Origin of the sequence: Klebsiella sp. HMSC09D12, assembly GCF_001808475.1 — a bacterium.
Lineage (GTDB): Bacteria > Pseudomonadota > Gammaproteobacteria > Enterobacterales > Enterobacteriaceae > Klebsiella > Klebsiella oxytoca.
The window spans coordinates 87,348-109,681 of record NZ_KV793379.1 but is presented as its reverse complement, the minus strand read 5'-3'; the positions used below and the strand labels follow the sequence as shown (position 1 = coordinate 109,681).

Annotated in this window: 18 protein-coding genes; 9 read left to right on the top strand and 9 right to left on the bottom strand. The window is 55.1% G+C overall.

Going from position 1 to position 22,334, the window contains the following annotated elements:
• Positions 1-250: 250 nt before the first annotated feature.
• From argH to argC, 3 genes are all read right to left on the bottom strand, one after another.
• A complete protein-coding gene (gene argH / locus HMPREF3178_RS00875) occupies positions 251-1,624 on the bottom strand; it encodes an argininosuccinate lyase (RefSeq protein ID WP_004116920.1) in 1,374 nt (457 codons plus the stop codon).
• Between the two features lie 77 nt (positions 1,625-1,701).
• Positions 1,702-2,478 carry an acetylglutamate kinase gene (argB, locus tag HMPREF3178_RS00870; protein ID WP_094298910.1) on the bottom strand — a complete coding sequence of 259 codons (777 nt, stop codon included), beginning with the start codon at positions 2,476-2,478 and terminating at the stop codon, positions 1,702-1,704.
• A 6-nt stretch (positions 2,479-2,484) separates the two neighbouring features.
• Positions 2,485-3,489 (bottom strand): N-acetyl-gamma-glutamyl-phosphate reductase, encoded by a 1,005-nt coding sequence (argC, locus tag HMPREF3178_RS00865; RefSeq protein ID WP_004116918.1) that lies wholly within the window; start codon positions 3,487-3,489, stop codon positions 2,485-2,487.
• Between the two features lie 184 nt (positions 3,490-3,673).
• On the opposite strand from argC, the gene argE reads away from it, so the two are divergent.
• Positions 3,674-4,825, top strand: a complete 1,152-nt coding sequence (gene argE, locus HMPREF3178_RS00860; RefSeq protein WP_004116916.1) for an acetylornithine deacetylase — start codon at positions 3,674-3,676, stop codon at positions 4,823-4,825.
• A 254-nt stretch (positions 4,826-5,079) separates the two neighbouring features.
• Positions 5,080-7,731, top strand: coding sequence for a phosphoenolpyruvate carboxylase (ppc, locus tag HMPREF3178_RS00855; protein ID WP_004107564.1), 2,652 nt, complete (start codon positions 5,080-5,082; stop codon positions 7,729-7,731).
• A 98-nt stretch (positions 7,732-7,829) separates the two neighbouring features.
• Here the strand turns inward: ppc and zinT are convergent, their stop codons facing one another.
• Entirely contained in the window at positions 7,830-8,477 is a 648-nt protein-coding gene (zinT, locus tag HMPREF3178_RS00850; protein WP_017145149.1) for a metal-binding protein ZinT, read from the bottom strand.
• Positions 8,478-9,069: 592 nt separating this feature from the next.
• Between zinT and HMPREF3178_RS00845 the strand changes: the two genes are divergently transcribed.
• The 5 genes from HMPREF3178_RS00845 (at position 9,070) to HMPREF3178_RS00825 (ending at position 13,566) form a co-directional block, all read left to right on the top strand.
• Positions 9,070-9,477, top strand: a complete 408-nt coding sequence (locus HMPREF3178_RS00845; protein WP_004107560.1) for a DUF1090 domain-containing protein — start codon at positions 9,070-9,072, stop codon at positions 9,475-9,477.
• A 302-nt stretch (positions 9,478-9,779) separates the two neighbouring features.
• Positions 9,780-10,643 carry a helix-turn-helix transcriptional regulator gene (locus HMPREF3178_RS00840; protein ID WP_004107559.1) on the top strand — a complete coding sequence of 288 codons (864 nt, stop codon included), beginning with the start codon at positions 9,780-9,782 and terminating at the stop codon, positions 10,641-10,643.
• A gap of 204 nt (positions 10,644-10,847) precedes the next feature.
• Entirely contained in the window at positions 10,848-11,510 is a 663-nt protein-coding gene (gene fsa / locus HMPREF3178_RS00835) for a fructose-6-phosphate aldolase (protein WP_004107558.1), read from the top strand.
• A 56-nt stretch (positions 11,511-11,566) separates the two neighbouring features.
• Positions 11,567-12,670: a bifunctional L-1,2-propanediol dehydrogenase/glycerol dehydrogenase gene (gene gldA / locus HMPREF3178_RS00830; RefSeq protein WP_004107557.1), complete on the top strand. Its 1,104-nt coding sequence runs from the start codon at positions 11,567-11,569 to the stop codon at positions 12,668-12,670.
• A gap of 128 nt (positions 12,671-12,798) precedes the next feature.
• Entirely contained in the window at positions 12,799-13,566 is a 768-nt protein-coding gene (locus tag HMPREF3178_RS00825) for a DeoR/GlpR family DNA-binding transcription regulator (RefSeq protein ID WP_016809662.1), read from the top strand.
• A gap of 30 nt (positions 13,567-13,596) precedes the next feature.
• On the opposite strand, the gene HMPREF3178_RS00820 is transcribed toward HMPREF3178_RS00825, so the two are convergent.
• From HMPREF3178_RS00820 to HMPREF3178_RS00810, 3 genes are all read right to left on the bottom strand, one after another.
• Positions 13,597-14,493: a DMT family transporter gene (locus HMPREF3178_RS00820; protein ID WP_004107555.1), complete on the bottom strand. Its 897-nt coding sequence runs from the start codon at positions 14,491-14,493 to the stop codon at positions 13,597-13,599.
• A 144-nt stretch (positions 14,494-14,637) separates the two neighbouring features.
• Entirely contained in the window at positions 14,638-15,525 is an 888-nt protein-coding gene (metF, locus tag HMPREF3178_RS00815; protein ID WP_017145150.1) for a methylenetetrahydrofolate reductase, read from the bottom strand.
• Between the two features lie 166 nt (positions 15,526-15,691).
• Positions 15,692-16,597, bottom strand: a complete 906-nt coding sequence (locus HMPREF3178_RS00810) for a LysR family transcriptional regulator (RefSeq protein ID WP_017145151.1) — start codon at positions 16,595-16,597, stop codon at positions 15,692-15,694.
• 91 nt (positions 16,598-16,688) lie between these two features.
• Here HMPREF3178_RS00810 and HMPREF3178_RS00805 point away from each other — a divergent pair, with 91 nt between their 5' ends.
• A complete protein-coding gene (locus HMPREF3178_RS00805) occupies positions 16,689-17,090 on the top strand; it encodes a carboxymuconolactone decarboxylase family protein (protein WP_004107552.1) in 402 nt (133 codons plus the stop codon).
• 5 nt (positions 17,091-17,095) lie between these two features.
• Here the strand turns inward: HMPREF3178_RS00805 and HMPREF3178_RS00800 are convergent, their stop codons facing one another.
• Positions 17,096-18,652, bottom strand: a complete 1,557-nt coding sequence (locus tag HMPREF3178_RS00800; protein ID WP_024274866.1) for a bifunctional metallophosphatase/5'-nucleotidase — start codon at positions 18,650-18,652, stop codon at positions 17,096-17,098.
• A 138-nt stretch (positions 18,653-18,790) separates the two neighbouring features.
• On the opposite strand from HMPREF3178_RS00800, the gene HMPREF3178_RS00795 reads away from it, so the two are divergent.
• Complete coding sequence (locus HMPREF3178_RS00795) at positions 18,791-19,927, top strand: hypothetical protein (RefSeq protein ID WP_017145153.1); 1,137 nt, start codon at positions 18,791-18,793, stop codon at positions 19,925-19,927.
• Here HMPREF3178_RS00795 and HMPREF3178_RS00790 read toward each other — a convergent pair.
• Positions 19,902-22,334 carry a bifunctional aspartate kinase/homoserine dehydrogenase II gene (locus HMPREF3178_RS00790; protein ID WP_004107549.1) on the bottom strand — a complete coding sequence of 811 codons (2,433 nt, stop codon included), beginning with the start codon at positions 22,332-22,334 and terminating at the stop codon, positions 19,902-19,904. The two genes, HMPREF3178_RS00795 and HMPREF3178_RS00790, sit on opposite strands and share 26 nt — an antisense overlap.

Below are 22,334 nucleotides of genomic sequence, written 5' to 3'. Positions count from 1 at the left end.
CCACGATAGTCCATGGCGATAGATAGAATAGCAACGAACGATTATCCCTATCAAGGTTTCTGTTCAATAATAAACCCATAAATGAGGAAAACTTCAGAAAATCATTGAGCTTCCTCATCAGTTCTCTACCCGGATAACTAAAGCCAACGTGAACTTTTGCGGACCTTGTGTCCGCTTTTTTTTGCATAAAAAAGCCCGGAGTTACCCGAGCTTCCTCTATTTAATGCCTTTCAGGCAGCGAACAGATAGCTCAAACCAGGCGCGATTTAGCGTCGGCAATCGCCTGAGCAACCTGCTGCGGAGAAACGCCGCCTTTAGCCGCTCGCTTATCCAGACACGACTGCAGCGAAAGAATCGGATAGACGTCATCAGCAATAACGCCGCTAAATTTTTGTAAATCGGCCAGAGGGAGATCTTCCAGCGGTTTGCCCTGGGCAATGGCTTCTACTACCGCTTCACCCACAATATGGTGCGCCTCACGGAACGGTACGCCTTTAGCTACCAGATAGTCCGCCAGCTCGGTGGCATTCGCGTATCCCTGCTGCGCGGCTTCTTCACAGCGCGGGCGTTTCACCTGAATACCGTCAAGCACCAGCGCCGCCATATGCAGGCAGTCGAGCCAGGTATCAAGCGCGTCAAACAGGCCTTCTTTATCTTCCTGCATATCTTTGTTGTAGGCCAGCGGCAGCCCTTTAAGGGTCATCATCATGCCGGTCAGGGCACCCTGCACGCGGCCGCATTTACCGCGGATCAGCTCCAGCGCATCCGGGTTTTTCTTCTGCGGCATCAGGGATGAACCCGACGTCACGCGGTCAGAAAGCTCCACAAAGCCCGCTTCGCCGGTATTAAAGAAGATCAGATCTTCGGCAAAACGCGACAGGTGGACCATGCCGATTGAGGCATCGGACAGCAGTTCCAGGACGTGATCGCGATCGGACACGCTGTCCAGGCTATTGCGGGTCGCCGTTGCGAAACCCAGCCAGCCGGCAAGCTGTTCGCGATCGATTTCATAGGCGGTCCCCGCCAGCGCGCCGCAGCCCAGCGGGCTGACGTCCAGACGCTTCAGCGCATCCTGCAGGCGGCTTTCATCACGCGCCAGCATTTCGACATAGGCCAGACACCAGTGAGCGAACGTCACCGGCTGCGCGCGCTGCAGGTGAGTATAGCCCGGCATGACCGCGTCCTGATTAGCCTCCGCCGTCTCAACCAGCGCGCTTTGCAGCTGACGATTCGCCGACAGCAGCTCCACCACGGTATCTTTGCACCACAGCTTCAGGTCCGTTGCGACCTGGTCATTACGGCTGCGCCCGGTGTGCAGCTTTTTGCCCAGTTGGCCAACCTTGTCGATCAGTTTACCTTCTACCCAGCTATGAATATCTTCCGCATCGCTTTCGAGGATCTGCTGCGGATTAGCCCGTACTTCTTCCAGCAGAATGTTCAGCGCCTCTTCCAGCTTCTGCTGTTCATCAGCGGTCAGTACGCCCACCGTCACCAGCGCTTTGGACCAGGCAACAGAGCCAACGATATCCTGCTCCGCCAGGCGATAGTCAAAGCGCAAAGAGTCGTTGAACTGTTTGAACCGCTGATCCGCTGCCTGAGTAAAACGCCCACCCCAAAGTGCCATAACATGCTTCCTTAATATCTTTGAATTTTATTGCCCGGCGGCGCTGCGCTTACCGGGCCGACAAAATGATAAATTGATTATGCCAGAATACGCGTGCCGATCGGCGTACCGTTAAACAGTGCAGGGAGCTGCTCTGCGTGCCGCCAGGAGGCGATATCGACCGGGCGGCCTAATGTCCGCGCCGCGTCCAGAGCCGCATTCACTTTGACGATCATTCCGTCGGTGATAATGCCCTGCTCGATCAGTTGTTCAGCTTTCCCGGCGGTCATTTCAGCAATACGCTGACCTTTGCCATCGAGAATGCCGCTCACGTCTGACAGCAGAATCAGGTCTGCGCCAAGCGTTGCCGCCAGCGCGGTCGCCGCCTGGTCGGCGTTGACGTTCATTAACTTACCGTCATCGGTAACGCCGATGGAGCTGACAACCGGCAGATAACCGCCCGCCAGCAGCGTGTTAATCAGCGCCGGAGACCCCGGCTGAGCAAATCCGACATGGCCGAGCTCTTCATCAAGCTGCGTCACTTTGACGCTATCGCCATCGCCGAGGAATAGCCCAACGGAAGCCAGGCCGTGTTTCTTCGCCCACGCCAGCAGCGTTTTATTGGCGGTTCCCGCCAGCGCGCCGGTAATAATGTCGATCTGATCCGCCGGGGTGACCCGCAGACCATTTTTCTTGTTCACCGGCAGATTAAGCTGCTTCATCAGTTCATCCACCACGCAGCCGCCGCCGTGCACAATAATTAGCGGGCGCTGATGTGATTCACGGTAGTTCACCAGGGCAGTAAACAGGCGCTCCAGCGCTTCTTCGCTGTCCAGCAGGACGCCGCCGAGTTTGATAATTAAAGGATTCATCATCACACCTTAAATAAGAGACTGCGTCTCAGCGAAGCCGAAACGAATGTTAGCGCACTGTACGGCCTGCGCGGCCGCACCTTTCAGCAGATTATCTTCCGCCGCCACCACGATGATATGTTCATCCTGGACTGCAAAACCGATATCACAGAATGGCAGACCCACGACATTTTTCAATGCAGGGACCCCGCGATCGTATAAACGTACCAGCGGTTTATCCGCATAGGCCTGCTGGAACACCGCCGCGACCTGTTCTTTACTGACGCCGGGCTTCAGACGGCAGGTAATGGTTTCCAGAATCCCACGCTTAAAATTGCCCAGATGCGGGGTAAAAATAACGTCCGCGCCCAGGTGGGTGGAGATTTCCGGGTGATGGCGGTGATTGAAAACGCCGTAGGGTTGCAGGCTGACTTCGCAGAAGCTGTTACCGAGAGAGGCTTTACGCCCGGCGCCGCTGACCCCGCTGGTCGCGTTGATCACCGGCCACTGGTTAAGATCCAGCAGTCCCGCATCGATCAGCGGTTTTAACGATAGCTGAGCCGCCGTCGGGTAGCAGCCGGGTACGGCAATCAGATTTGCCTCTTTTAGCTTTTCGACACTCCACTCGGCCAGGCCGTAAACCGCCTGTTCAAGCAGTTCAGGGTGCTGATGAGTGAAACCATAATATTTTTCATAGAAGGCGCCGTCATTCACGCGGAACGCCCCGGAGAGATCGAACACCACGCAGCCCGCCGCGAGAAACTGCGGCGCCAGATCGTGGCTCACTTCATGGGCGGTAGCCAGAAAAACGACATCGACTCCGGCGCTAAACTCGCTGATATCAGACATCGGCTGCAGCGGCAGATCGACAATGCCTTTCAGTTGCGGATGCAAATCGGAAACTAATTTTCCCGCATCATTGCTTTGCGCGGAGACCGTCAAAGCGGTTATGGTCATATGAGGATGGCGATTTACATAGGCCACTAGCTCTGCGCCGGCATAACCGCTGGCGCCCACAATCAGCGTGTTCAACATTGGGGCTCTTCACCTTCTTGCTTACGTATATTTGCCCTGGAAGACCGTTGCCTTCCCCACCCTGTTGAGCCGTAAGCGCATCATCCTTACGTTCGATGGGTTTCCTTACGCTCAACGATAATGTATTTTTATTCACAAATAATGCATGAATATTGATACTATCACGACCCGAGGTGTGTCAACAATGAAAAACAATTTACCGCCCTTTATCGAGATTTACCGCGCGCTGATCGCCACACCTTCCATCAGCGCAACCGAAGAGGCGCTGGATCAAAGCAATGAGTCTTTAATCAATTTACTGGCGGGCTGGTTCCGTGATATCGGCTTTAATGTTGAAGTTCAGCCGGTGCCGGATACGCGTAATAAATTCAACCTGCTGGCGAGTACCGGCCACGGCGCAGGCGGCCTGCTGCTTGCCGGGCACACCGATACCGTCCCGTTTGATGATGGCCGCTGGACTCGCGATCCTTTTACCCTGACCGAGCACGACAATAAGCTATACGGCCTGGGCACTGCGGATATGAAAGGCTTCTTCGCCTTTATTCTCGATGCCCTGCGCGACGTCGATGTGGCTAAACTGAAAAAGCCGCTCTATATTCTGGCGACGGCCGATGAAGAGACCAGCATGGCCGGCGCGCGCTATTTCGCCGAAACGACCCAACTGCGGCCGGACTGCGCCATTATCGGCGAACCGACTTCGCTGCAGCCGGTACGCGCGCACAAAGGCCATATCTCTACTGCCGTTCGCGTTCAGGGGCAGTCTGGCCACTCCAGCGACCCGGCACGCGGCGTCAACGCCATTGAGCTAATGCACGATGCCATCGGCCGCATCATGCAGCTGCGCGATGACCTGAAAGAGCGTTATCACTACGCCGCATTTACCGTCCCGTATCCCACACTTAACCTTGGGGCCATTCACGGCGGCGATGCCTCCAACCGCATTTGCGCCTGTTGCGAACTGCATATGGATATTCGCCCGCTGCCCGGAATGACCCTCAACGATCTTAACGGGCTGCTGAACGAGGCGCTGGCACCGGTGAGTGAGCGTTGGCCAGGTCGCCTGACCGTTGCTGAACTGCATCCGCCGATCCCTGGCTACGAATGCCCACCGGACCATAAGCTGGTTGAGGTAGTCGAAAAACTGCTCGGCGCGCAGACCGACGTGGTCAACTACTGCACCGAAGCGCCGTTTATTCAGACCCTCTGTCCGACGCTGGTATTAGGCCCGGGCTCGATTAACCAGGCCCACCAGCCGGATGAGTATCTGGAAACGCGCTTTATTAAGCCAACCCGCGAGCTCATTACCCAGGTGGTCCACCATTTCTGCTGGCATTAAAACGCGCGCCCTCTGGTGATTTTTTTCCGCACGAGAGGGTGACAATTATCACGTTTTCATAAGCAACACTTATCAAGCGACCTCTGAGTTAAATTTCGCAAATTGCCGCTATTTATTCGTTTGCTGAAGCGATTTCGCAACAATTGACGCGGGGGGTTTTACGTGGCTTTATAAAAGACGGTTGCTTATCCACTGCTCAAATTTTCGAGCGCCGGATATAACAAAATAAAATGAGATGGGGTGTCTGGGGTAACATGAACGAACAATATTCCGCTTTGCGTAGTAATGTCAGTATGCTCGGTAAGGTGCTGGGCGACACCATCAAGGATGCGCTAGGAGAAAACATTCTTGATCGTGTCGAAACTATCCGTAAGTTGTCCAAATCTTCTCGCGCTGGCAATGAAGCCAACCGCCAGGAGCTGCTCACCACGCTGCAAAACTTGTCCAACGACGAGCTGCTGCCGGTGGCGCGCGCCTTTAGCCAGTTTCTGAACCTGGCTAATACCGCTGAGCAATACCACAGCATTTCGCCAAAAGGCGAAGCGGCCAGTAATCCTGAAGTGATTGCCCGCACCCTGAGAAAGCTCAAAGAGCAACCGAATCTCAACGAAACGATTATTAAACAAGCCGTTGAATCCCTGTCGCTGGAACTGGTGCTGACCGCGCACCCGACAGAAATCACGCGTCGTACGCTGATCCACAAGATGGGCGAGATCAACAACTGCCTGAAGCTGCTCGATAATAACGATATTGCTGACTATGAGCGCCACCAGGTCATGCGCCGTCTTCGCCAACTGATTGCCCAGTCCTGGCATACCGATGAAATCCGTAAGCATCGCCCTACCCCGGTGGATGAAGCCAAATGGGGCTTCGCGGTTGTCGAAAATAGCCTGTGGGAAGGTGTACCAAACTACCTGCGTGAGCTGAATGAGCAGCTGGAAGATAACCTCAACTATCGGCTGCCGGTAGATTTTGTCCCGGTCCGCTTTACCTCGTGGATGGGCGGTGACCGCGACGGCAACCCGAACGTAACCGCCGACATTACCCGCCACGTCCTGCTGCTCAGCCGCTGGAAAGCCACCGATCTGTTCCTGAAAGACGTGCAGCTGCTGATTTCCGAGCTGTCAATGGTCGAGTGTACCGACGAGCTTCGTGAACTGGCAGGCGCGGAAGGCGCGCAGGAACCCTATCGTTACCTGATGAAAAAACTGCGCACGCAGCTGATGGAGACGCAGGCCTGGCTGGAAGCGCGCCTGAAGGGGCAGAAGCTGCCGAAACCGGCGGGCCTTATCACGCAAAACGAGCAGCTATGGGAACCGCTCTACGCCTGTTACCAGTCGCTCCAGGCCTGCGGTATGGGAATTATCGCCAACGGCGAGCTGCTCGATACCCTGCGCCGCGTAAAAGCCTTTGGCGTACCGCTGGTGCGTATCGATATCCGTCAGGAAAGCACCCGTCACACCGAAGCGCTGGGCGAGATGACCCGCTACCTCGGCATCGGCGACTATGAAAGCTGGTCAGAAGCTGACAAACAGGCCTTCCTGATCCGCGAACTGAATTCCAAACGTCCTCTGCTGCCGCGTCAGTGGGAGCCGAGCGAAGAAACCCGCGAAGTGCTTGAGACCTGCAAAGTCATCTCCGAAGCGCCGCGAGGCTCTATTGCAGCCTATGTGATTTCGATGGCCAAAACGCCGTCAGACGTCCTGGCAGTACATCTGCTGCTGAAAGAAGCCGGTATCGGCTTTGCGCTGCCGGTCGCTCCGCTGTTCGAAACCCTGGACGACCTGAATAACGCCGACGACGTTATGACCCAACTGCTGAATATCGACTGGTATCGCGGCTTTATCCAGGGCAAGCAGATGGTCATGATCGGCTATTCCGACTCGGCGAAAGATGCGGGCGTAATGGCCGCCTCCTGGGCGCAGTACCAGGCGCAGGACGCGTTAATTAAAACCTGTGAAAAGGCCGGCATTGAGCTGACGCTGTTCCACGGCCGCGGTGGTTCTATCGGTCGCGGCGGCGCGCCGGCGCACGCGGCCCTGCTCTCTCAGCCTCCGGGAAGCCTGAAAGGCGGCCTGCGCGTCACCGAACAGGGCGAGATGATCCGCTTTAAATACGGTCTGCCGGAAGTCACCATCAGCAGCCTGTCGCTCTACACCAGCGCGATTCTGGAAGCCAACCTGCTGCCGCCGCCAGAGCCAAAAGCGCAATGGCGCGACATTATGGCCGAGCTGTCCGACGTCTCCTGCGAGATGTACCGCGGCTACGTGCGTGAAAATAAAGATTTCGTTCCTTACTTCCGTTCCGCTACGCCGGAGCAGGAGCTGGGTAAACTGCCGCTGGGCTCGCGCCCGGCCAAACGTCGCCCGACCGGCGGCGTCGAGTCGCTGCGCGCCATTCCGTGGATCTTCGCATGGACGCAAAACCGCCTGATGCTGCCAGCCTGGCTGGGTGCCGGCGCTGCGCTGCAAAAAGTCGTCGAAGGCGGCAAGCAGAGCGAGCTGGAGAGCATGTGCCGCGACTGGCCGTTCTTCTCTACTCGTCTCGGCATGCTGGAGATGGTCTATTCAAAAGCCGATCTGTGGCTGGCGGAATATTACGATCAGCGTCTGGTGAAGCCCGAACTGTGGAAGCTGGGAGAAGAGCTGCGCGAACTGCTGTCTGCTGACATCAACGTGGTGCTGGCCATCGCCAACGATTCCCACCTGATGGCCGACCTGCCGTGGATCGCGGAGTCCATCCAGCTGCGTAATATCTATACCGACCCGCTTAACGTACTCCAGGCCGAACTGCTGCATCGTTCACGCCTGGCGGAAGAGAAAGGTGAAAAACCGGATCCGCGCGTTGAACAAGCGCTGATGGTCACCATCGCAGGCGTTGCGGCTGGTATGCGTAACACCGGCTAATTCGCCTTGAGAAACCTGTAGCCCGGCTAAGCGTGCGTAGCGCGAGCCGGGTTAAAAACCTCGGCCCCGGTAAGCATCGCGTTTACCGGGGATTTTTATTAGTGATGCAGCATTTCGTCGACAATCTGCTCTTTATGCAGCGCGTAAGGGTAGTAGGTCGGCCAGTTATCCATCTCTTTCAGCAGCGCTTCCTGCGACTCATTGCCCATAAAGATATGGAAATGTTGGGATTTGCGCGGCGCAATGGTGTGATCGCTAAACTGGACGAACTTTGGCGCTTTTGATTCCGCCTGCTGGCATTCAAAGAGGTAGCGCACGCCTTTTTTACCGGATGCGTAGGTCAGGATTTTGTAACCGGAATAGGCGTACTTACAGGTATTCACGGTTTTTCCGATGTGAAACTCCATGACGTTATCTTCGATACCAATCTGGTCCACATCGGTGGCATAGCCCTTCTTATAGTATTCCCGATATTCCGCCACGCTTTTACCGGCTTTTTTGGCCTTCTGCTCCAGCACGGCATCTAAATCGCCGTTCAGCAGATAGGGATTTACCGACTGCCAGATACCGTCCCAGTCGCTCAGCGCCCTGTCCTTTACATCCTGGTCGGCAAAAATGCCTTCACTCGCCTTTTGCTCTGCTTCGGTCAGCGCCGGGCCATGACTATGGTGGCCGTGGGCAACAGCCTGGCTGCTCGCCAGGACCAGGCTCATACCAAGCATAAGCGCGGAAATCTTTCGGGTCATCACTCTCTCCTGAGTTTAGGTTAGCAATAATATGTTACGGTATAACATAACATTAATATTATGCAACACACTTTCATACCCTGACTTCCCCTTTTCGGGATACCCATTGCGCCGAAAAGCAGCCGCTTTGGTCAGAAAATAATCCCTGAGATCTGTTTTAGCAGATGGGTTTTCAGTGGCCAGATAAAAAAACAGCAGATATCATGAAAAAACCTATGGCCTAATTTATCCATCAATAGTGGTTGTGCGTTTTCTTGCAAAAGGGCAAAACATCGACAAACAAATAAACCTCATAGATATCAATATTTCTAAAAAAATAAAGTGAGTGATTTATTAAAACCATCATCTGAATGTCCGCGCACCTTTTACTTTATATTTTACCAGCGAGGTACTCACACGCAACTCAACGGGATTGTTGTATTTTATATTTTTGATTATAAATCATAAATTTAACAATTAACCTTACATCATATAATTATAAGAGAAATCCTGGTCAATGGTTATTGACCGGGTCTCTTTTCTCAAATAACATTCAATATTAAATAACTACAAAACTCTCGCCCTTACTGTTTAAATTGATAAAGGACTTATCATGAAGTTTATAATTAAATCACTTACCTGTTTTATATTACTTAGCCCTTTTGTTTCTGCCGCAGCCACTGCATCCGATAAATGGTCTGGTTGTGCGCAAAAAGAATATCAAATTCAAAAACAGCTGGAGTATGCCAAAGCTTACGGAAATATACATAGAATCAGGGGGCTGGAAAGCGCGCTGACAAAAGTACAACGCTACTGCACAGACGGTAAACTTACTTCTGAGTGGCAAGAGAAGGTTGCAGACAAGGAGAGTAAGGTCCGCGAGCGCATGGAAGAACTACGCCACGCCCAGGCTTCAGGCGATCCAGAAAAAATCAGAAAAAAAGAGAAGAAGCTACAAGAAGCCAAAAATGAGCTTATGGAAGTACAATCTGGCCTCAATCAGTCACTGACCAGGCAATAAAGAAAAGAGACTGGACTAACCTCCTGGTTAAGCCAGCTCTCTTTCCGTAAGCTGATTGTCGACAAGATATTCCCCTCGCTCACTCCCATGTTAAGTAATGAAAAATCCTGATATGTGATGCCGCCAGAAGCAATCCGCCGTACGCAGAAATAACTTGTAAGCACATGATTGCAAAAATATAAAAACAGACAGAGCCGAAGAATAATCCTGCTTCGATGGAGTATCTTATGCCACCCTCTGGTATTCTGCCTTTTCCACGATGTTCGGTATGATGCAGATAAAGCATGTTTTGCGGAGCGATAATGGATAACGGCATCAATCAGGTTATTGATTCTTTTATTAAAGGTCAGGCGGTAATCGGCAAAGTCCATTTTTCCACAGAGTCCAGACCGGCTTCTGAAAAAGCGCTATGCGTCGATTTTCCGCGCCTCGAAATCATGCTTGAGGGTCAGCTTCAGGATCCGGCGATTAAAGCCGATTGCGCCCGGCTCATGCCGCACGATGTGCTCTATATTCCGGCTGGTGGATGGAACGCTCCTCAATGGCTGGTGCCCTCCACGCTGTTAACCATCTTGTTCGGTAAACAACAGCTGGAATTCGCCCTGCGCCGCTGGGACGGCGGCGCGCTTAGCGTGCTGGATAAACAGCAGGTTCCGCGCCGCGGCCCCCGGGTCGGCTCTTTTCTTCTGCAGGCGCTAAATGAAATGCAGATGCAGCCGCAGGAACAGCACACGGCCCGCTGTATCGTCACCAGCCTGCTCAGCCACTGCGCCGATCTGCTGGGCAGTCAGGTGCAAACGTCATCGCGCAGCCAGGCGCTGTTTGAAGCGATTCGTAAGCATATTGATGCCCACTTTGCCGACCCGTTAACCCGGGAGTCGGTGGCGCAAGCGTTTTATCTCTCGCCTAACTATCTTTCCCATCTGTTCCAGAAATGCGGGCCAATGGGGTTTAACGAATACCTGAATCATATTCGCCTGGAACAGGCCAGAATGCTGTTAAAAGGCCACGATATGAAAGTGAAAGATATCGCTCATGCCTGCGGTTTTGCCGACAGCAACTACTTCTGCCGCCTGTTCCGCAAAAACACCGAACGCTCGCCGTCAGAGTATCGCCGTCAGTATCATAGCCAGTTGACGGAAAAAACCGCTTCGCCGGAAAACTAGATTTTTGTGTGTTAAACCTGACTTTTGTACGTAGTTTTATCCCACTGTTGATCCTGCTCTCGAGATAAATGTGATCTAAATCACCCTTAGTCGTAATGCGTACATTTATCCAGTTTTTGGCAAATTTGTCATCTGGCGACCCTTCGAGTGAAAGCCGTATTCTTACCTCAACGACACCACGAATTAAGCACTGAGGAAAGCAATATGGAACTCTATCTGGACACCGCAAACGTAGCAGAAGTTGAACGCCTGGCCCGTATTTACCCGCTGGCAGGCGTGACCACTAACCCGAGCATTATCGCCGCAGGCAAAACGCCGGTTTGGGATGTTCTGCCGCGCCTGCAAAAAGCCGTCGGCCCGGAAGGTATTTTGTTCGCCCAGACCATGAGCCGCGACGCGCAGGGCATGGTGGAAGAAGCCAAGCGCCTGAGCAACGCCGTTCCCGGTATCGTGGTAAAAATTCCGGTGACTGCCGAAGGCCTCGCTGCGATCAAACTGTTGAAAAAAGAAGGTATCCCCACGCTTGGTACGGCGGTCTATAGCGCATCTCAGGGCCTGCTGGCTGCGCTGGCCGGAGCAAAATACGTTGCACCTTACGTAAACCGCGTCGACGCCCAGGGCGGCGACGGCATCCGCATGGTCCAGGAGCTGCAATCTCTGCTGGAGCTGCATGCGCCGGAAAGCAAAGTGCTGGCCGCCAGCTTTAAGACGCCACGCCAGGCTCTGGATTGCCTGTTAGCCGGTTGCGAAGCTATTACCCTGCCGTTAGATGTAGCGCAACAAATGCTCGGCACCCCTGCGGTAGAGTCAGCCATTGAGAAGTTTGAGCAGGACTGGAATAACGCTTTTGGAACTCTGAACCTGTAACCCGATCGGCGGACCGCCCCAGGAGGCGGCATCCCGGTCATCCAGGAGGAATAGAAATGGATCGCATTATTCAATCACCCGGTAAGTACATTCAGGGCGCGGACGCAATTTCTCGCCTTGGCGGATACCTCAAACCGCTGGCTGAGCGCTGGCTCATCGTTGGCGATAAATTTGTACTCGGTTTTGCCGAAGAAAAACTGCGTAAAAGCCTGGCGGATGCCGATCTGGTTGGCGAAATCGCGCCGTTTGGCGGCGAATGCTCACACAATGAAATCAACCGCTTGCGTGATATTGCCGGTTCCGCCCGCTGCACAGCCGTGCTGGGTATCGGCGGCGGCAAGACGCTGGATACCGCAAAAGCATTAGCACACTTTATGAATCTGCCGGTGGTGATTGCCCCGACGATTGCCTCCACCGATGCCCCCTGCAGCGCGCTCTCTGTCATCTATACCGATGACGGCGAGTTTGATAGCTACCTGATGCTGCCGCGCAACCCGAACATGGTCATTGTCGATACGCAAATCGTTGCCGGAGCCCCGGCGCGCCTGCTGGCGGCCGGTATCGGCGACGCGCTGGCGACCTGGTTTGAAGCGCGTGCCTGCTCTCGCAGCGGCGCCACCACCATGGCGGGCGGCAAATGTACTCAGGCAGCGCTGGCGCTGGCTGAACTGTGCTACAACACGCTGATTGAAGAAGGTGAAAAAGCGATGCTGGCGGCAGAGCAGCACGTTGTGACGCCAGCGCTGGAGCGGGTGATTGAAGCCAACACCTACCTGAGCGGCGTCGGCTTTGAAAGCGGCGGCCTGGCGGCTGCGCACGCTATCCACAACGGCCTGACCGCGATCCCGGATGCTCACCACTACTATCATGGTGAAAAAGTAGCTTTCGGTACGCTCACGCAGCTGGTACTGGAAAACGCGCCGGTAGAAGAGATCGAAACCGTAGCGGCGCTGTGCCATAGCGTCGGGCTGCCTATCACCCTGGCGCAGCTGGATATTAAAGCCGATATCCCAGGCAAAATGCGTACCGTAGCGGAAGCCGCCTGCGCAGAAGGCGAAACCATCCATAATATGCCCGGCGGCGCAACGCCGGATCAGGTTTATGCCGCGCTTCTGGTTGCCGACCAGTACGGTCAACGCTTCCTGCAAGAGTGGGAATAACCCCTCCCGACATACCCGCCAGCAGGCGGGTATCTTCTTTTCACCCGCCATTGCCCGCCAAAACGATGTATTTTATAGTGCGATTTTCCTTTGGGTGAGTCGTAGATATGCAGTCATCAGATCGAAGAATGAGCATTTACGCTATTCTGCAGCAGGACAAAAAAGTCGTCGTCAATGAGCTCGCCGCAAAGTTCGCTGTCACTAAAATGACCATCCGTCGCGACCTCTCCTTCTTTGAAAAACAAGGTATTGTTAAAACGACCTACGGCGGAGCCTATTTGACCAGCGGCGCCAGCGCCGGTCACAGCTTTCTGCTGAACTCGATTCAAATGGATGATGATAAGCATCTCATAGGCCAGAAAGCCGCCGAACTGATTGAAGATGGCGATACCCTTATTATCGACTGCGGCGCCACGCCGCTGGCGCTCGCTCAGTTTATTTTAGATAAAAGAATCATGGTGATAACCAATTCCTTCCCGGTCGTTAATCTGCTGAAAGGGCGTAAAAATATTAAATTGATCGTAGCGCCTGGCGAATATGACGAGGAGGCTCAGGGAATGATTTCTTTCAGTACCGCCGACTTCTTTCATAACATCCATGCCGACAAGGTCTTCCTTGGCACTCAGGGAATCAACGACGAGGGCGAGCTGACGGTAGCAACCATGGCCGGCGCGCACGTCAAGCAAACGCTGATGCGGGCCGGAAGACAGAAAATCCTGCTGGCGGACAAAACGAAATTTGGCCAAACGTTTCTTGCGGGTTACGGCCGTCTGGCAGACCTTGACTTCGCCGTTTGCCAGTCCGGTCTTTCCGCCGATATTCTCTCTCTGATGGACAGGCAAAACGTACAGCTACTGCTGGCTGAAATCGCTTCTGATGGCCCGGCGTCCGCATAGGGGTAATTGAGCGTTTTGCGTTGATAATACTTATGCGTCCTGCCCCCGAGCGTCACGCTTCTTGAGGCTGATTAGGGTCAGCGCGAGGACAATCAGCACAATACCGGCGCCTTCAACCGGACCCGGGTTTTCCCCTAAGAGCCACCATGAAAACAGGACTCCGCAGACCGGGACCGCCAGGGTGCTCAGCCCCGCGACGCTGGCGGGCAAATTACGTAACACAAATAACCAGAGGCACCAGGCCAGCGCCGTGGCCAGAATCGCGCTATATCCCAACGCCCAAAAAACCCCAGGCTGCCAGTCAATGCTGCGCTGCGGTACCAGCCAGGCGACGGCGCTCATCACCAGCGCGCCATACAGCATTTGCCAGCTGGTCAAGGCCAGTAAATCCACGCGCGGATAGCGGGCATACATCCGCTTAACCACAATCGCGCTGGCCCCCCAGCTTATGCCAGAGAGGATTGCCAGCAGGGCGCTTTTCATCGACGAAAAATCGAGCTGCCACGGCTGCAGCACCAGCAATAAACCCAGCGCCGCCACGCCTATCGCGGCATACTGCAGCCGCCGCATGCGTTCGCCTAAAAATAGCGCCGCCATCATGACCACCCAAAACGGCATGGTGTAGCTTAGAACTGCAACCTTCCCGGCCCCGCCGCTGACCAGCGCCCACTGGGCAAGCCCAACCATCCCGCAGGTCTGCAGCAGGGCAATCGCCAGCGTGTAGCCAAATGGCGTGGGCCGCATTCCGCGACCGCGCAGCAGCAAAACGATAAACAGCAAAGCCGCCCCCAAAATACAGCGCAGCGCGGTAAAATCGAACGCGCCGATATAGAGCGTCACCTGCTTCATCGCAATCCAGCTGTAGCTCCAGATAAGCGTCAGCACAATCAGGCCGCCGAAGGCCAACGGGCTATTTTTCCCTGCCATAATCATCATCCAACCATCATGAATATTTTGCGGGCACTATACTCGCTTTGCTGGCGGGACGATAAACCAAAAGCAGCGGCGTCGAATGCGTTTTCGGCACCGCAGAGAAAAGAAGGAAGATAAGGGGAGGAAACTGAATCTTGTTTACGCCGGACGCACGCCCAGCGTGTGGCAAATCGCGTAGCTCATTTCCGCGCGGTTCAGGGTATAGAAGTGGAAATCTTTCACCCCTTCACGACTTAAAATCTTCACCATATCCATTGCGATATTCGCCCCTACCAGCTGGCGGGTTTCGGGGTCATTGTCCAGACCTTCAAACATTTTCGCCATCCACGTCGGGATACGCACGTTGGTCATGTCGGCAAATTTTTTCGCCTGCTTAAAGTTAGAGACCGGCAGAATACCCGGAATGATTTCGACATCGATACCCGCGGAGACGCAGCGGTCGCGGAAACGCAGGTAGCTTTCCACATCGAAGAAGAACTGGGTAATCGCGCGGTTTGCTCCGGCTTCGACTTTACGCTTCAGGTTGAGCAAGTCTGCCTGCGCGCTTTTAGCTTCGGGATGAACCTCCGGATAAGCCGCGACGGAAATATCAAAATCCCCGACCTCTTTCAGCAGAGTCACCAGGTCAGCGGCATACATATCCGGCTTTCCGCTGCCCGGCGGCAAGTCGCCGCGCAGCGCAACAATATGGCGGATCCCGCTATCCCAGTAATCTTTGGCAATGGTACGCAGCTCATCACGGCTGGCGTCGATACAGGTCAGATGCGGCGCGGCCTCAAGTCCGGTACGCTCCTTAATACCTTTGATAATGCTATGGGTACGGTCACGTTCACCGGAGTTGGCGCCGTAGGTTACGGAGACAAACTTCGGCTTCAGGATGCTGAGGCGATCGATGGATTTCCAGAGGGTTTGCTCCATTTCACTGGTGCGCGGCGGAAAGAATTCAAAGGAGACGTTAATCTGGCCCTGTACTTCCGCCAGGCTCTGATTCAGGGCTTCCCGCTGATTGGCGTGAAAAAAGCTCATACCTTACCTCATCAATCGCATTTTATTGTTTGTTGTATCGCGAACTTCTATACGTTTAGACGTCCAGATGTAAAAATGACGGAAAAGGACACTGGCGTCAATAGAAAAATCAGCGTAAACAGTGAGGAATATTCAGCCTGGATGAAATTAATTCATCTCCTCTTTACTAAGGCAATGATTTTTCAAGTACTGCGGTCAACTCTTCCAACAACATCTTATTTGCCGGCATCGTGACCACGCCCAGCCTGAGCGGAAGCTGCTGACTGGCATCCTGAAGAGGACAGAAAACCACACCCTGACGCTGAATAGCAGAAAAGGATGCCGGCAGTAAAATCATCCCTTCCCCACGCGCAATCCGCGCCAGCAGAACATCGTGCTCGGCGGGCTCCTCCACGTAGGCGGGCGTATAGCCAGCCCGGTCAAAAATGCGTCGCGTATAGTCAAAAAAATCGGGATTACGCTCGCGTTTAAACCAAAACAGCGGCCGGTGATTGAGCGCGCTTAACGCCAGATCCGCCTGACCGACCTCTGGCCAGGCTGCCGGTAGGGCCGCGATGAGCGGTTCATAATACGATAAAGCGCGCAGGTGAAGGCCATCGGTATTCAGCGGCAGGGCGATCAGCGCCGCATCGAGTGTACCCTTGCGCACCCGCTGAGCCAGCGCCGGCGAGGGCTGACGGGTAATATGCAAAGCGCGGTTATGTTCGCCCAAAGCAGCTTCTGCGGCGGCGAAAACTCCTTGTTCAAAAGCGGTCGTCAGGCCCAGACGAAGAGGCTGCTGCGAGTGTGCCGAGAGCTGGCTCAGCGCTGCCAGAGTGCGTTCCTGAAGCGCCAGCAGCGGCCGGATCATGTCCAGCACTCGCCTTCCCTCTTCGGTAAGAATCAGGCCTTTGGTATGGCGCAAAAATAACGTCAGCCCCAGCTGCGCCTCGAGATGGCGGATATGACGGCTCAGCGGCGGCTGCGAAATAAATAGCCGCTGCGCCGCCCGGCTGATGTTGTTTTCCTCCGCAACCACGGCGAAGTAGCGCAGCAGGCGAATATCCAGATTCTGTAAACGTGAATTTGTCATACTGAAAAGGTATCACGAAAAGGGTATTACTCAAGCCCGGTAAACTTCCCTAACCTTCATCGCTATGCACAATCACACTGAGGAAAAAGCGATGACCAGCGAACGTTTTACTATCGGACAAGAAATGCTACAGCGCGTGGATGGCAAGGGGGGCGATGCCGTCGTCAATAGCCTGAAGGATATTGCCCCCGATTTCGCCCGCTATCTGATTGAGTTTCCCTTCGGCGATATTTACGCCAGGCCAGGGCTCGATTTACGCAGCCGGGAAATCGCGACCATCGCGGCGCTTACGGCTCTCGGCAACGCCGCGCCGCAGCTAAAAGTGCATATCGCCGCCGGATTAAATGTCGGTCTGACGCAAGAAGAGATGACGGAAGTTATCATGCAAATGGCGGTCTATGCCGGATTCCCGGCGGCCCTGAATGGCCTGTTTGCCGCTAAAGAAGTTTTCGCAGCGCAGCGATCGGCAGGCCGGACTAACCGCCCGGCCTGAAACGACTATTTCTTCACATCGACGACACGCATGTCGTTAAGCTGCTCGTCCGTCACCTTATTTCCGGCTTTGAAGTAGTCCACTACCGCATTTGAAACGTAGTAGCCGCCGGAAGTATTACGCGCTTGCCCTTGGGTAAACGCGGCAAAACCATCGCCGCCATCGGCAAGGAAGCTGTTGGTGGCAATATGATAAACCGTGGCATCTTCAATCGGCTGACCATTGAGCAAAAACGATACGACGCGCTGGCCCACCGGTTTACTGCTGTCGTAGTTCATTTCCAGGCCTCTGGAGACCTGCAGCACGCCGTTGCTTAATCCCGCGCCATGCTCCATCAGGCTACGTAGCTGCTTCCCGGTTAAATCCATGGTGACCAGCTCGTTAGGGAACGGGAAGGTACTGATAACGGCTCCCATGCTCACTGCCCCGGCGGGAATTTCATTACGAATACCGCCTGAGTTAGTTAACGCCAGCTGCGTCTCCTTACCTGCCGCCTGCATCAAGGCATCCGCGGCAAGGTTGCCCAGCGGTGAAGAGACGCCATAAGCGCGAGTAAGCTCGACCGGCGCTTGAGCAATAACCTGCTGCACCACGCGATCCAGCTTTTTATTCCAGCCGTCGATGACCTGCTGCGTCTGCGGGTCAGGTTTCCACTCATCGGCATAGATAGTCTTCAGCTCGAAGTTCTTCACGGTGAACTGATGCGGTTTTTCCTGATAATCCAGCACCAGTTTCCCTACGTCGATGCCGCCGCTATCGGTAGAAAGAATTAACGTATTACCGACTTTAATCGGTTCCGGCGTGCCGACATGGGCATGGCCGGTAATCAAAATGTCCAGCCCGTTGACCTGGCTTGCGGTCTGAATATCTTTATCCAGCGCACGCCGTACATCGGTCCCCCCCTGACTCGACTGGCGTGCCGGGACGCCTTCGTGAATCAGAGCTACGGTCAGATCCACTTTACCTTTCAGTTCATCGATATAGTGCTGTAACCATTTCACCTCGTCGCGCGCTTCGATACCCACCCGCGTTGCGGCGGATACCGTATCGTCAAAGGCAAAAACGCCGTGCAGGCCGATCACGCCGATTTTCACGCCCTCTTTTTCGATAATGGTATAGGGCTTATCCCAGAACGCTTTATCGCTGTTCTGATAAAAAATGTTGCCCTGCACAATCGGGAATTTCGCCTGGCTAAGCTGGAGCAGCGTATTGTCCCAGCCGTGATCGAACTCATGGTTACCTATCGTCGCCGCATCGTAGGGCATGGTGTTCATGATATCGATAATTGCCTTGCCCTTTGTCAGGCTGCTGATATAGGGTCCGGTAAAATAGTCGCCGGCATCAAAAAACCAGGTCGCGCTATTTTTCGCCTTTTCCTGCTTAACCATCGTGGTGATATTCGCCCAGCCGCCGATGTCCCGTTTACCGTCGGCAATCCACGGCACTTTATAGGGTTCGACGTGGGCATGGAGATCGTTGGTGTAAATGAGGGTGACATCTTTGGCGCAGGCCCAGAAAGGCAAAGTCAGCAGGAGGGCGGCGCTCATTGTTTTTAATTTCATCGGAGTTCCTTTCAGAGAGGTCAAGAAGCGCTAAGTTACGTTCTGAAAGACTTTTTTATGTGAGAGTATTCACATTTGTATGCAACCTGAGCAGGGCAAAATTAACGACCTGCAAAAATCGTTGGTGCTGGCCCGCTCGTGGAGACTCTTTTTACCATTAACGCCTGTAAAACCTACGGTTGCCGTAACCTGGGTTTATCCTCTGCGGCCGACTACCGTTTTCCGGACTATCGGCTGGGTTATCCCGCGCTGTACTGCGCAGCCTGCGGCAGCTATCCACCGCTGTTTAATGATGATGAGTTCCGACCCTGGCTGGCCGCCTATCTGACGGATAACGCCCGGCGCTCTGGCTATTTTTGCCCGGCCTGTTATCGGCGAGATATAATTCGCTATGGCTACAACCCGAAGGGAACCCAGCGGCTTCAGTGCCGCCGCTGTGAAAAAGTCTGGACGCCAAAACATCACCATAGCCCGGTAATGGAGTACCCACAGCATATCTGCAGCGTACCGTTGATTGTGCCGTTTCAGGGTCATGAGGCCGGGCAGAAACTCTATCTCTTACTCAGCTTCGACGCCGTACGCGGCAATGTTCTCCATCTTTCGTCGAACTTCACGCCTTTTCCGGTTGGCGCATCACTACGCTATCGCTGGCGGGGAAGAGAAGCGCCTCAGGGCATTGCGGGCGATATCGTTCAGCGAATCTCTCAGACCGAAGCGGGCTTTTTACAGCGCAGTCAATTCGATGGGATACAGTACGGCAGCGCCGCGCCAAAGCGTCATTCCCGCGGCGCCATTCTGCGCCCGGTCATCGCCGCACACGGTCATTTCAAGCTGCTCAGCCATCGTTTTCCAGCGATAAAAACGCACATCATTGCTCATGAATGTTTTTTACGCGGCGCGGCGATCGTTGCCTGGGCGCCTCTGTTTCGCCAGCAGAAAGGAGAGCTGTGGTATGTGGAGGAAGAGATAAACAACCCCGCCAGTTCGGCACCGTGGCGGCTGCAGGGCAAAACGCATCATGGCTGGTGGCAAAATCCGTGGCAGCTCTGGACGCAGGGAGAGAACCGAAAAATGGTCTGCCAGCTTGCCGGAACGCCGGACGAGAACGCCTCGCCCCCTGACCTCGCGGCCAGCCGACGCTTCACAACCTGGCTGGAAAAGAGACCCGAGTTCACGCAAAGCGCCCTGTTTTCAGCAGGGCGGGTGACGCAAATACTGGTCTCATTGGCTCAAGAGTATAACGCGACGCTTACAGCAGCTGCGCCAGACGATTGATATCCGACTGTATCGCCCCGGCGGTCACATCGCGACCAGCGCCCGGGCCGCGGATCACCAGCGGGTTATCGCGATACCAGCGGCTCTCAATGGCAAAGACGTTATCACACGGCAGCAGCGCCGCCAGCGGGTGCTCTTCGCGCACCGCTTCCACGCCGACGCGAGCTTTACCGTTGGCGTCAAAACGCGCCACGTAGCGCAGCACCAGCCCCATCTCGCGCGCCGCTTCCAGACGCTGCAGCATCTGGTCGTTCAGCGCTTCACCGTTCTCGAAGAAGTGATCCACCGAACCTTCTTCACAGTGGGCGGGCACCAGCGATTCTACGCGCACCTGATCCGGCTCGATGTCGTAGCCCGCTTCTCGTGCCAGGATCACCAGCTTACGCATGACGTCTTTCCCGGAAAGATCGACGCGCGGGTCCGGTTCCGTCAGCCCCTGCTGCCAGGCCTGATCGACCAGATCAGTAAACGGTACGGTGCCGTCAAACTGCAGGAACAGCCACGAGAGAGTGCCGGAGAAAATACCGCTCAGCGCCAAAATGGTATCGCCGCTATCAATCAAATCGCGCACCGTATGGTTGACCGGCAGACCGGCGCCGACGGTGGCGTTGTACAGCCAGTGGCGCCCGGTTTTCTCGAACGCATCGTGGATCTGGCGATATTTACTGCTGCTACTGGCGCCAGCCAGCTTATTCGCGCTGATAACGTGGAAGCCATGGCTGGCAAAATCGAGGTACTGATCGGCCAGCTGCTCGCTGGCGGTTACATCCAGCACCACTAAATCATCATACGGATGCGCGCGCATCCACAGGAACAGCGACTCTTCATCCTGCTCAACGGCCTCATCATTAAAGAAAGCCAGCGCGCGACTGGCGTCTAGCCCTTCATAATTGAGCAGACTGCGGCGGCTATCCACGACGCCGGCAAGGATGAATTCAAACCCGGTGCGGGCGGAAAGCGTGGTCTGCTCGCGAGCAAACAGCTCCAGCCAGCGGGAACCAATGTTGCCTTTACCAAACAGTATCAGACCAATGCGTTTTTCCGCGCGGAACAGCGACTGATGCAGGCCCTGGATAAGGCTTTCTGTCGGCCCGGCGCGCAGCACCGCGACCAGGCTAATCCCCTCTTCTGATTGCCAGGTGAACTCTACCGGCTGGCCTTTTAGCTGCTGCCAGAAGCGGTGGCAGTGCAGCGGGTTACGGGTCACGCCAGCGCCGACCATCGCCACCAGCGCCAGCTTCTGACGCAGGCGCAGCTCGCCCGGCAACCCCGCTTCGTCGAGCAGCTTCAGGGCGCTGTCGGCGACTTCAGAGGTGTAGCAGAACTGCAGCAGCTTACGGTCGGCATGTACGCCAACCGCCAGTGGACGCAGCTGAGCGCGTTTTAAAATCGCGTCCAGCTCTTTATGCGCCAGTTTGAAATCCTGGCCGCCGGGCACCTGGAACTCAATCAGGCAGACATCATCATGGCTGGTAACGATTCGCGCGCCGGTACCGGAAGCCAGTACGCGTTCGATGCGCGTAGAGCCCTGATCCGGGGTGTAGCTACAGCGTAATTGTAAATCGATATCGCTGCCGGAAACCGGCTGCAGCGTACGGGCGTGCAGTACCGGAGCCGCCAGACGGGCCAGTTCGCTGGCTTCATCAAGACGCAGCAGCGGTAACAGGCAGGCATCTTTCACTTTGCGCGGATCCGCGCTGTAGACCCCGGCCACGTCGCTCCAGATAGTGACGCGGGACGCCCCGGCCAGCGCGCCGATCTGGGTGGCGGAATAGTCGGAACCGTTACGCCCGAGCAGTACGGTTTCCCCGGCGTTGTTACGCGAGATAAAGCCGGTTACAACCAGGCGTTTATTCGGATGCTGCGCTATCAGCTGCTGCAAAAGCGGGTAGGATAAACCTTCATCCACCTGCGGCTGTGGGGAGCGCTCGGCGCGTAAAAAGCTACGCGCATCCAGCCAGGCGGCTTCTACGCCCAGGTGATTCAACACCGCCGCCATCAGGCGGGCCGACCAGATTTCGCCGTGGCCGACGACTTCGGCATAGACCGCGTCCGTTACGCCGCCATCAAGCAGCCCGGCAAGGCGTTCAAGATCCAGAATAAACGTGGCGATTAGCGCGTCGGCAGCGTCCGGAGCAAGCAATCCGGAAATCAGCTCCATCTGATAACGACGAAGCGATTGTTGCACCTGATGCGCAGAGAGGCGATCGGTCTGGCTGAGCTTCAGCCAGCTGATCAACTGGTTGGTGGTACTGCCGGCGGCGGAGACGACCATCATATCGCCCGCCTGCGAATACTCCGTCATGATACCCGCGACGCGCAGGTAACATTTCGCATCCGCTAAACTACTCCCACCAAATTTGTGCAGCTGACGACCCTTCGCCCCTGCCTGCGCAATCACACTCAT

What these genes read in the sequence shown, in the direction of transcription:
- argH (WP_004116920.1), bottom strand. Translation starts at nt 1,624, where the DNA reads ATGGCACTTTGGGGTGGGCGTTTTACTCAGGCAGCGGATCAGCGGTTC.
- argB (WP_094298910.1), bottom strand. Translation starts at nt 2,478, where the DNA reads ATGATGAATCCTTTAATTATCAAACTCGGCGGCGTCCTGCTGGACAGC.
- argC (WP_004116918.1), bottom strand. Translation starts at nt 3,489, where the DNA reads ATGTTGAACACGCTGATTGTGGGCGCCAGCGGTTATGCCGGCGCAGAG.
- argE (WP_004116916.1), top strand. Translation starts at nt 3,674, where the DNA reads ATGAAAAACAATTTACCGCCCTTTATCGAGATTTACCGCGCGCTGATC.
- ppc (WP_004107564.1), top strand. Translation starts at nt 5,080, where the DNA reads ATGAACGAACAATATTCCGCTTTGCGTAGTAATGTCAGTATGCTCGGT.
- zinT (WP_017145149.1), bottom strand. Translation starts at nt 8,477, where the DNA reads ATGACCCGAAAGATTTCCGCGCTTATGCTTGGTATGAGCCTGGTCCTG.
- HMPREF3178_RS00845 (WP_004107560.1), top strand. Translation starts at nt 9,070, where the DNA reads ATGAAGTTTATAATTAAATCACTTACCTGTTTTATATTACTTAGCCCT.
- HMPREF3178_RS00840 (WP_004107559.1), top strand. Translation starts at nt 9,780, where the DNA reads ATGGATAACGGCATCAATCAGGTTATTGATTCTTTTATTAAAGGTCAG.
- fsa (WP_004107558.1), top strand. Translation starts at nt 10,848, where the DNA reads ATGGAACTCTATCTGGACACCGCAAACGTAGCAGAAGTTGAACGCCTG.
- gldA (WP_004107557.1), top strand. Translation starts at nt 11,567, where the DNA reads ATGGATCGCATTATTCAATCACCCGGTAAGTACATTCAGGGCGCGGAC.
- HMPREF3178_RS00825 (WP_016809662.1), top strand. Translation starts at nt 12,799, where the DNA reads ATGAGCATTTACGCTATTCTGCAGCAGGACAAAAAAGTCGTCGTCAAT.
- HMPREF3178_RS00820 (WP_004107555.1), bottom strand. Translation starts at nt 14,493, where the DNA reads ATGGCAGGGAAAAATAGCCCGTTGGCCTTCGGCGGCCTGATTGTGCTG.
- metF (WP_017145150.1), bottom strand. Translation starts at nt 15,525, where the DNA reads ATGAGCTTTTTTCACGCCAATCAGCGGGAAGCCCTGAATCAGAGCCTG.
- HMPREF3178_RS00810 (WP_017145151.1), bottom strand. Translation starts at nt 16,597, where the DNA reads ATGACAAATTCACGTTTACAGAATCTGGATATTCGCCTGCTGCGCTAC.
- HMPREF3178_RS00805 (WP_004107552.1), top strand. Translation starts at nt 16,689, where the DNA reads ATGACCAGCGAACGTTTTACTATCGGACAAGAAATGCTACAGCGCGTG.
- HMPREF3178_RS00800 (WP_024274866.1), bottom strand. Translation starts at nt 18,652, where the DNA reads ATGAAATTAAAAACAATGAGCGCCGCCCTCCTGCTGACTTTGCCTTTC.
- HMPREF3178_RS00790 (WP_004107549.1), bottom strand. Translation starts at nt 22,334, where the DNA reads ATGAGTGTGATTGCGCAGGCAGGGGCGAAGGGTCGTCAGCTGCACAAA.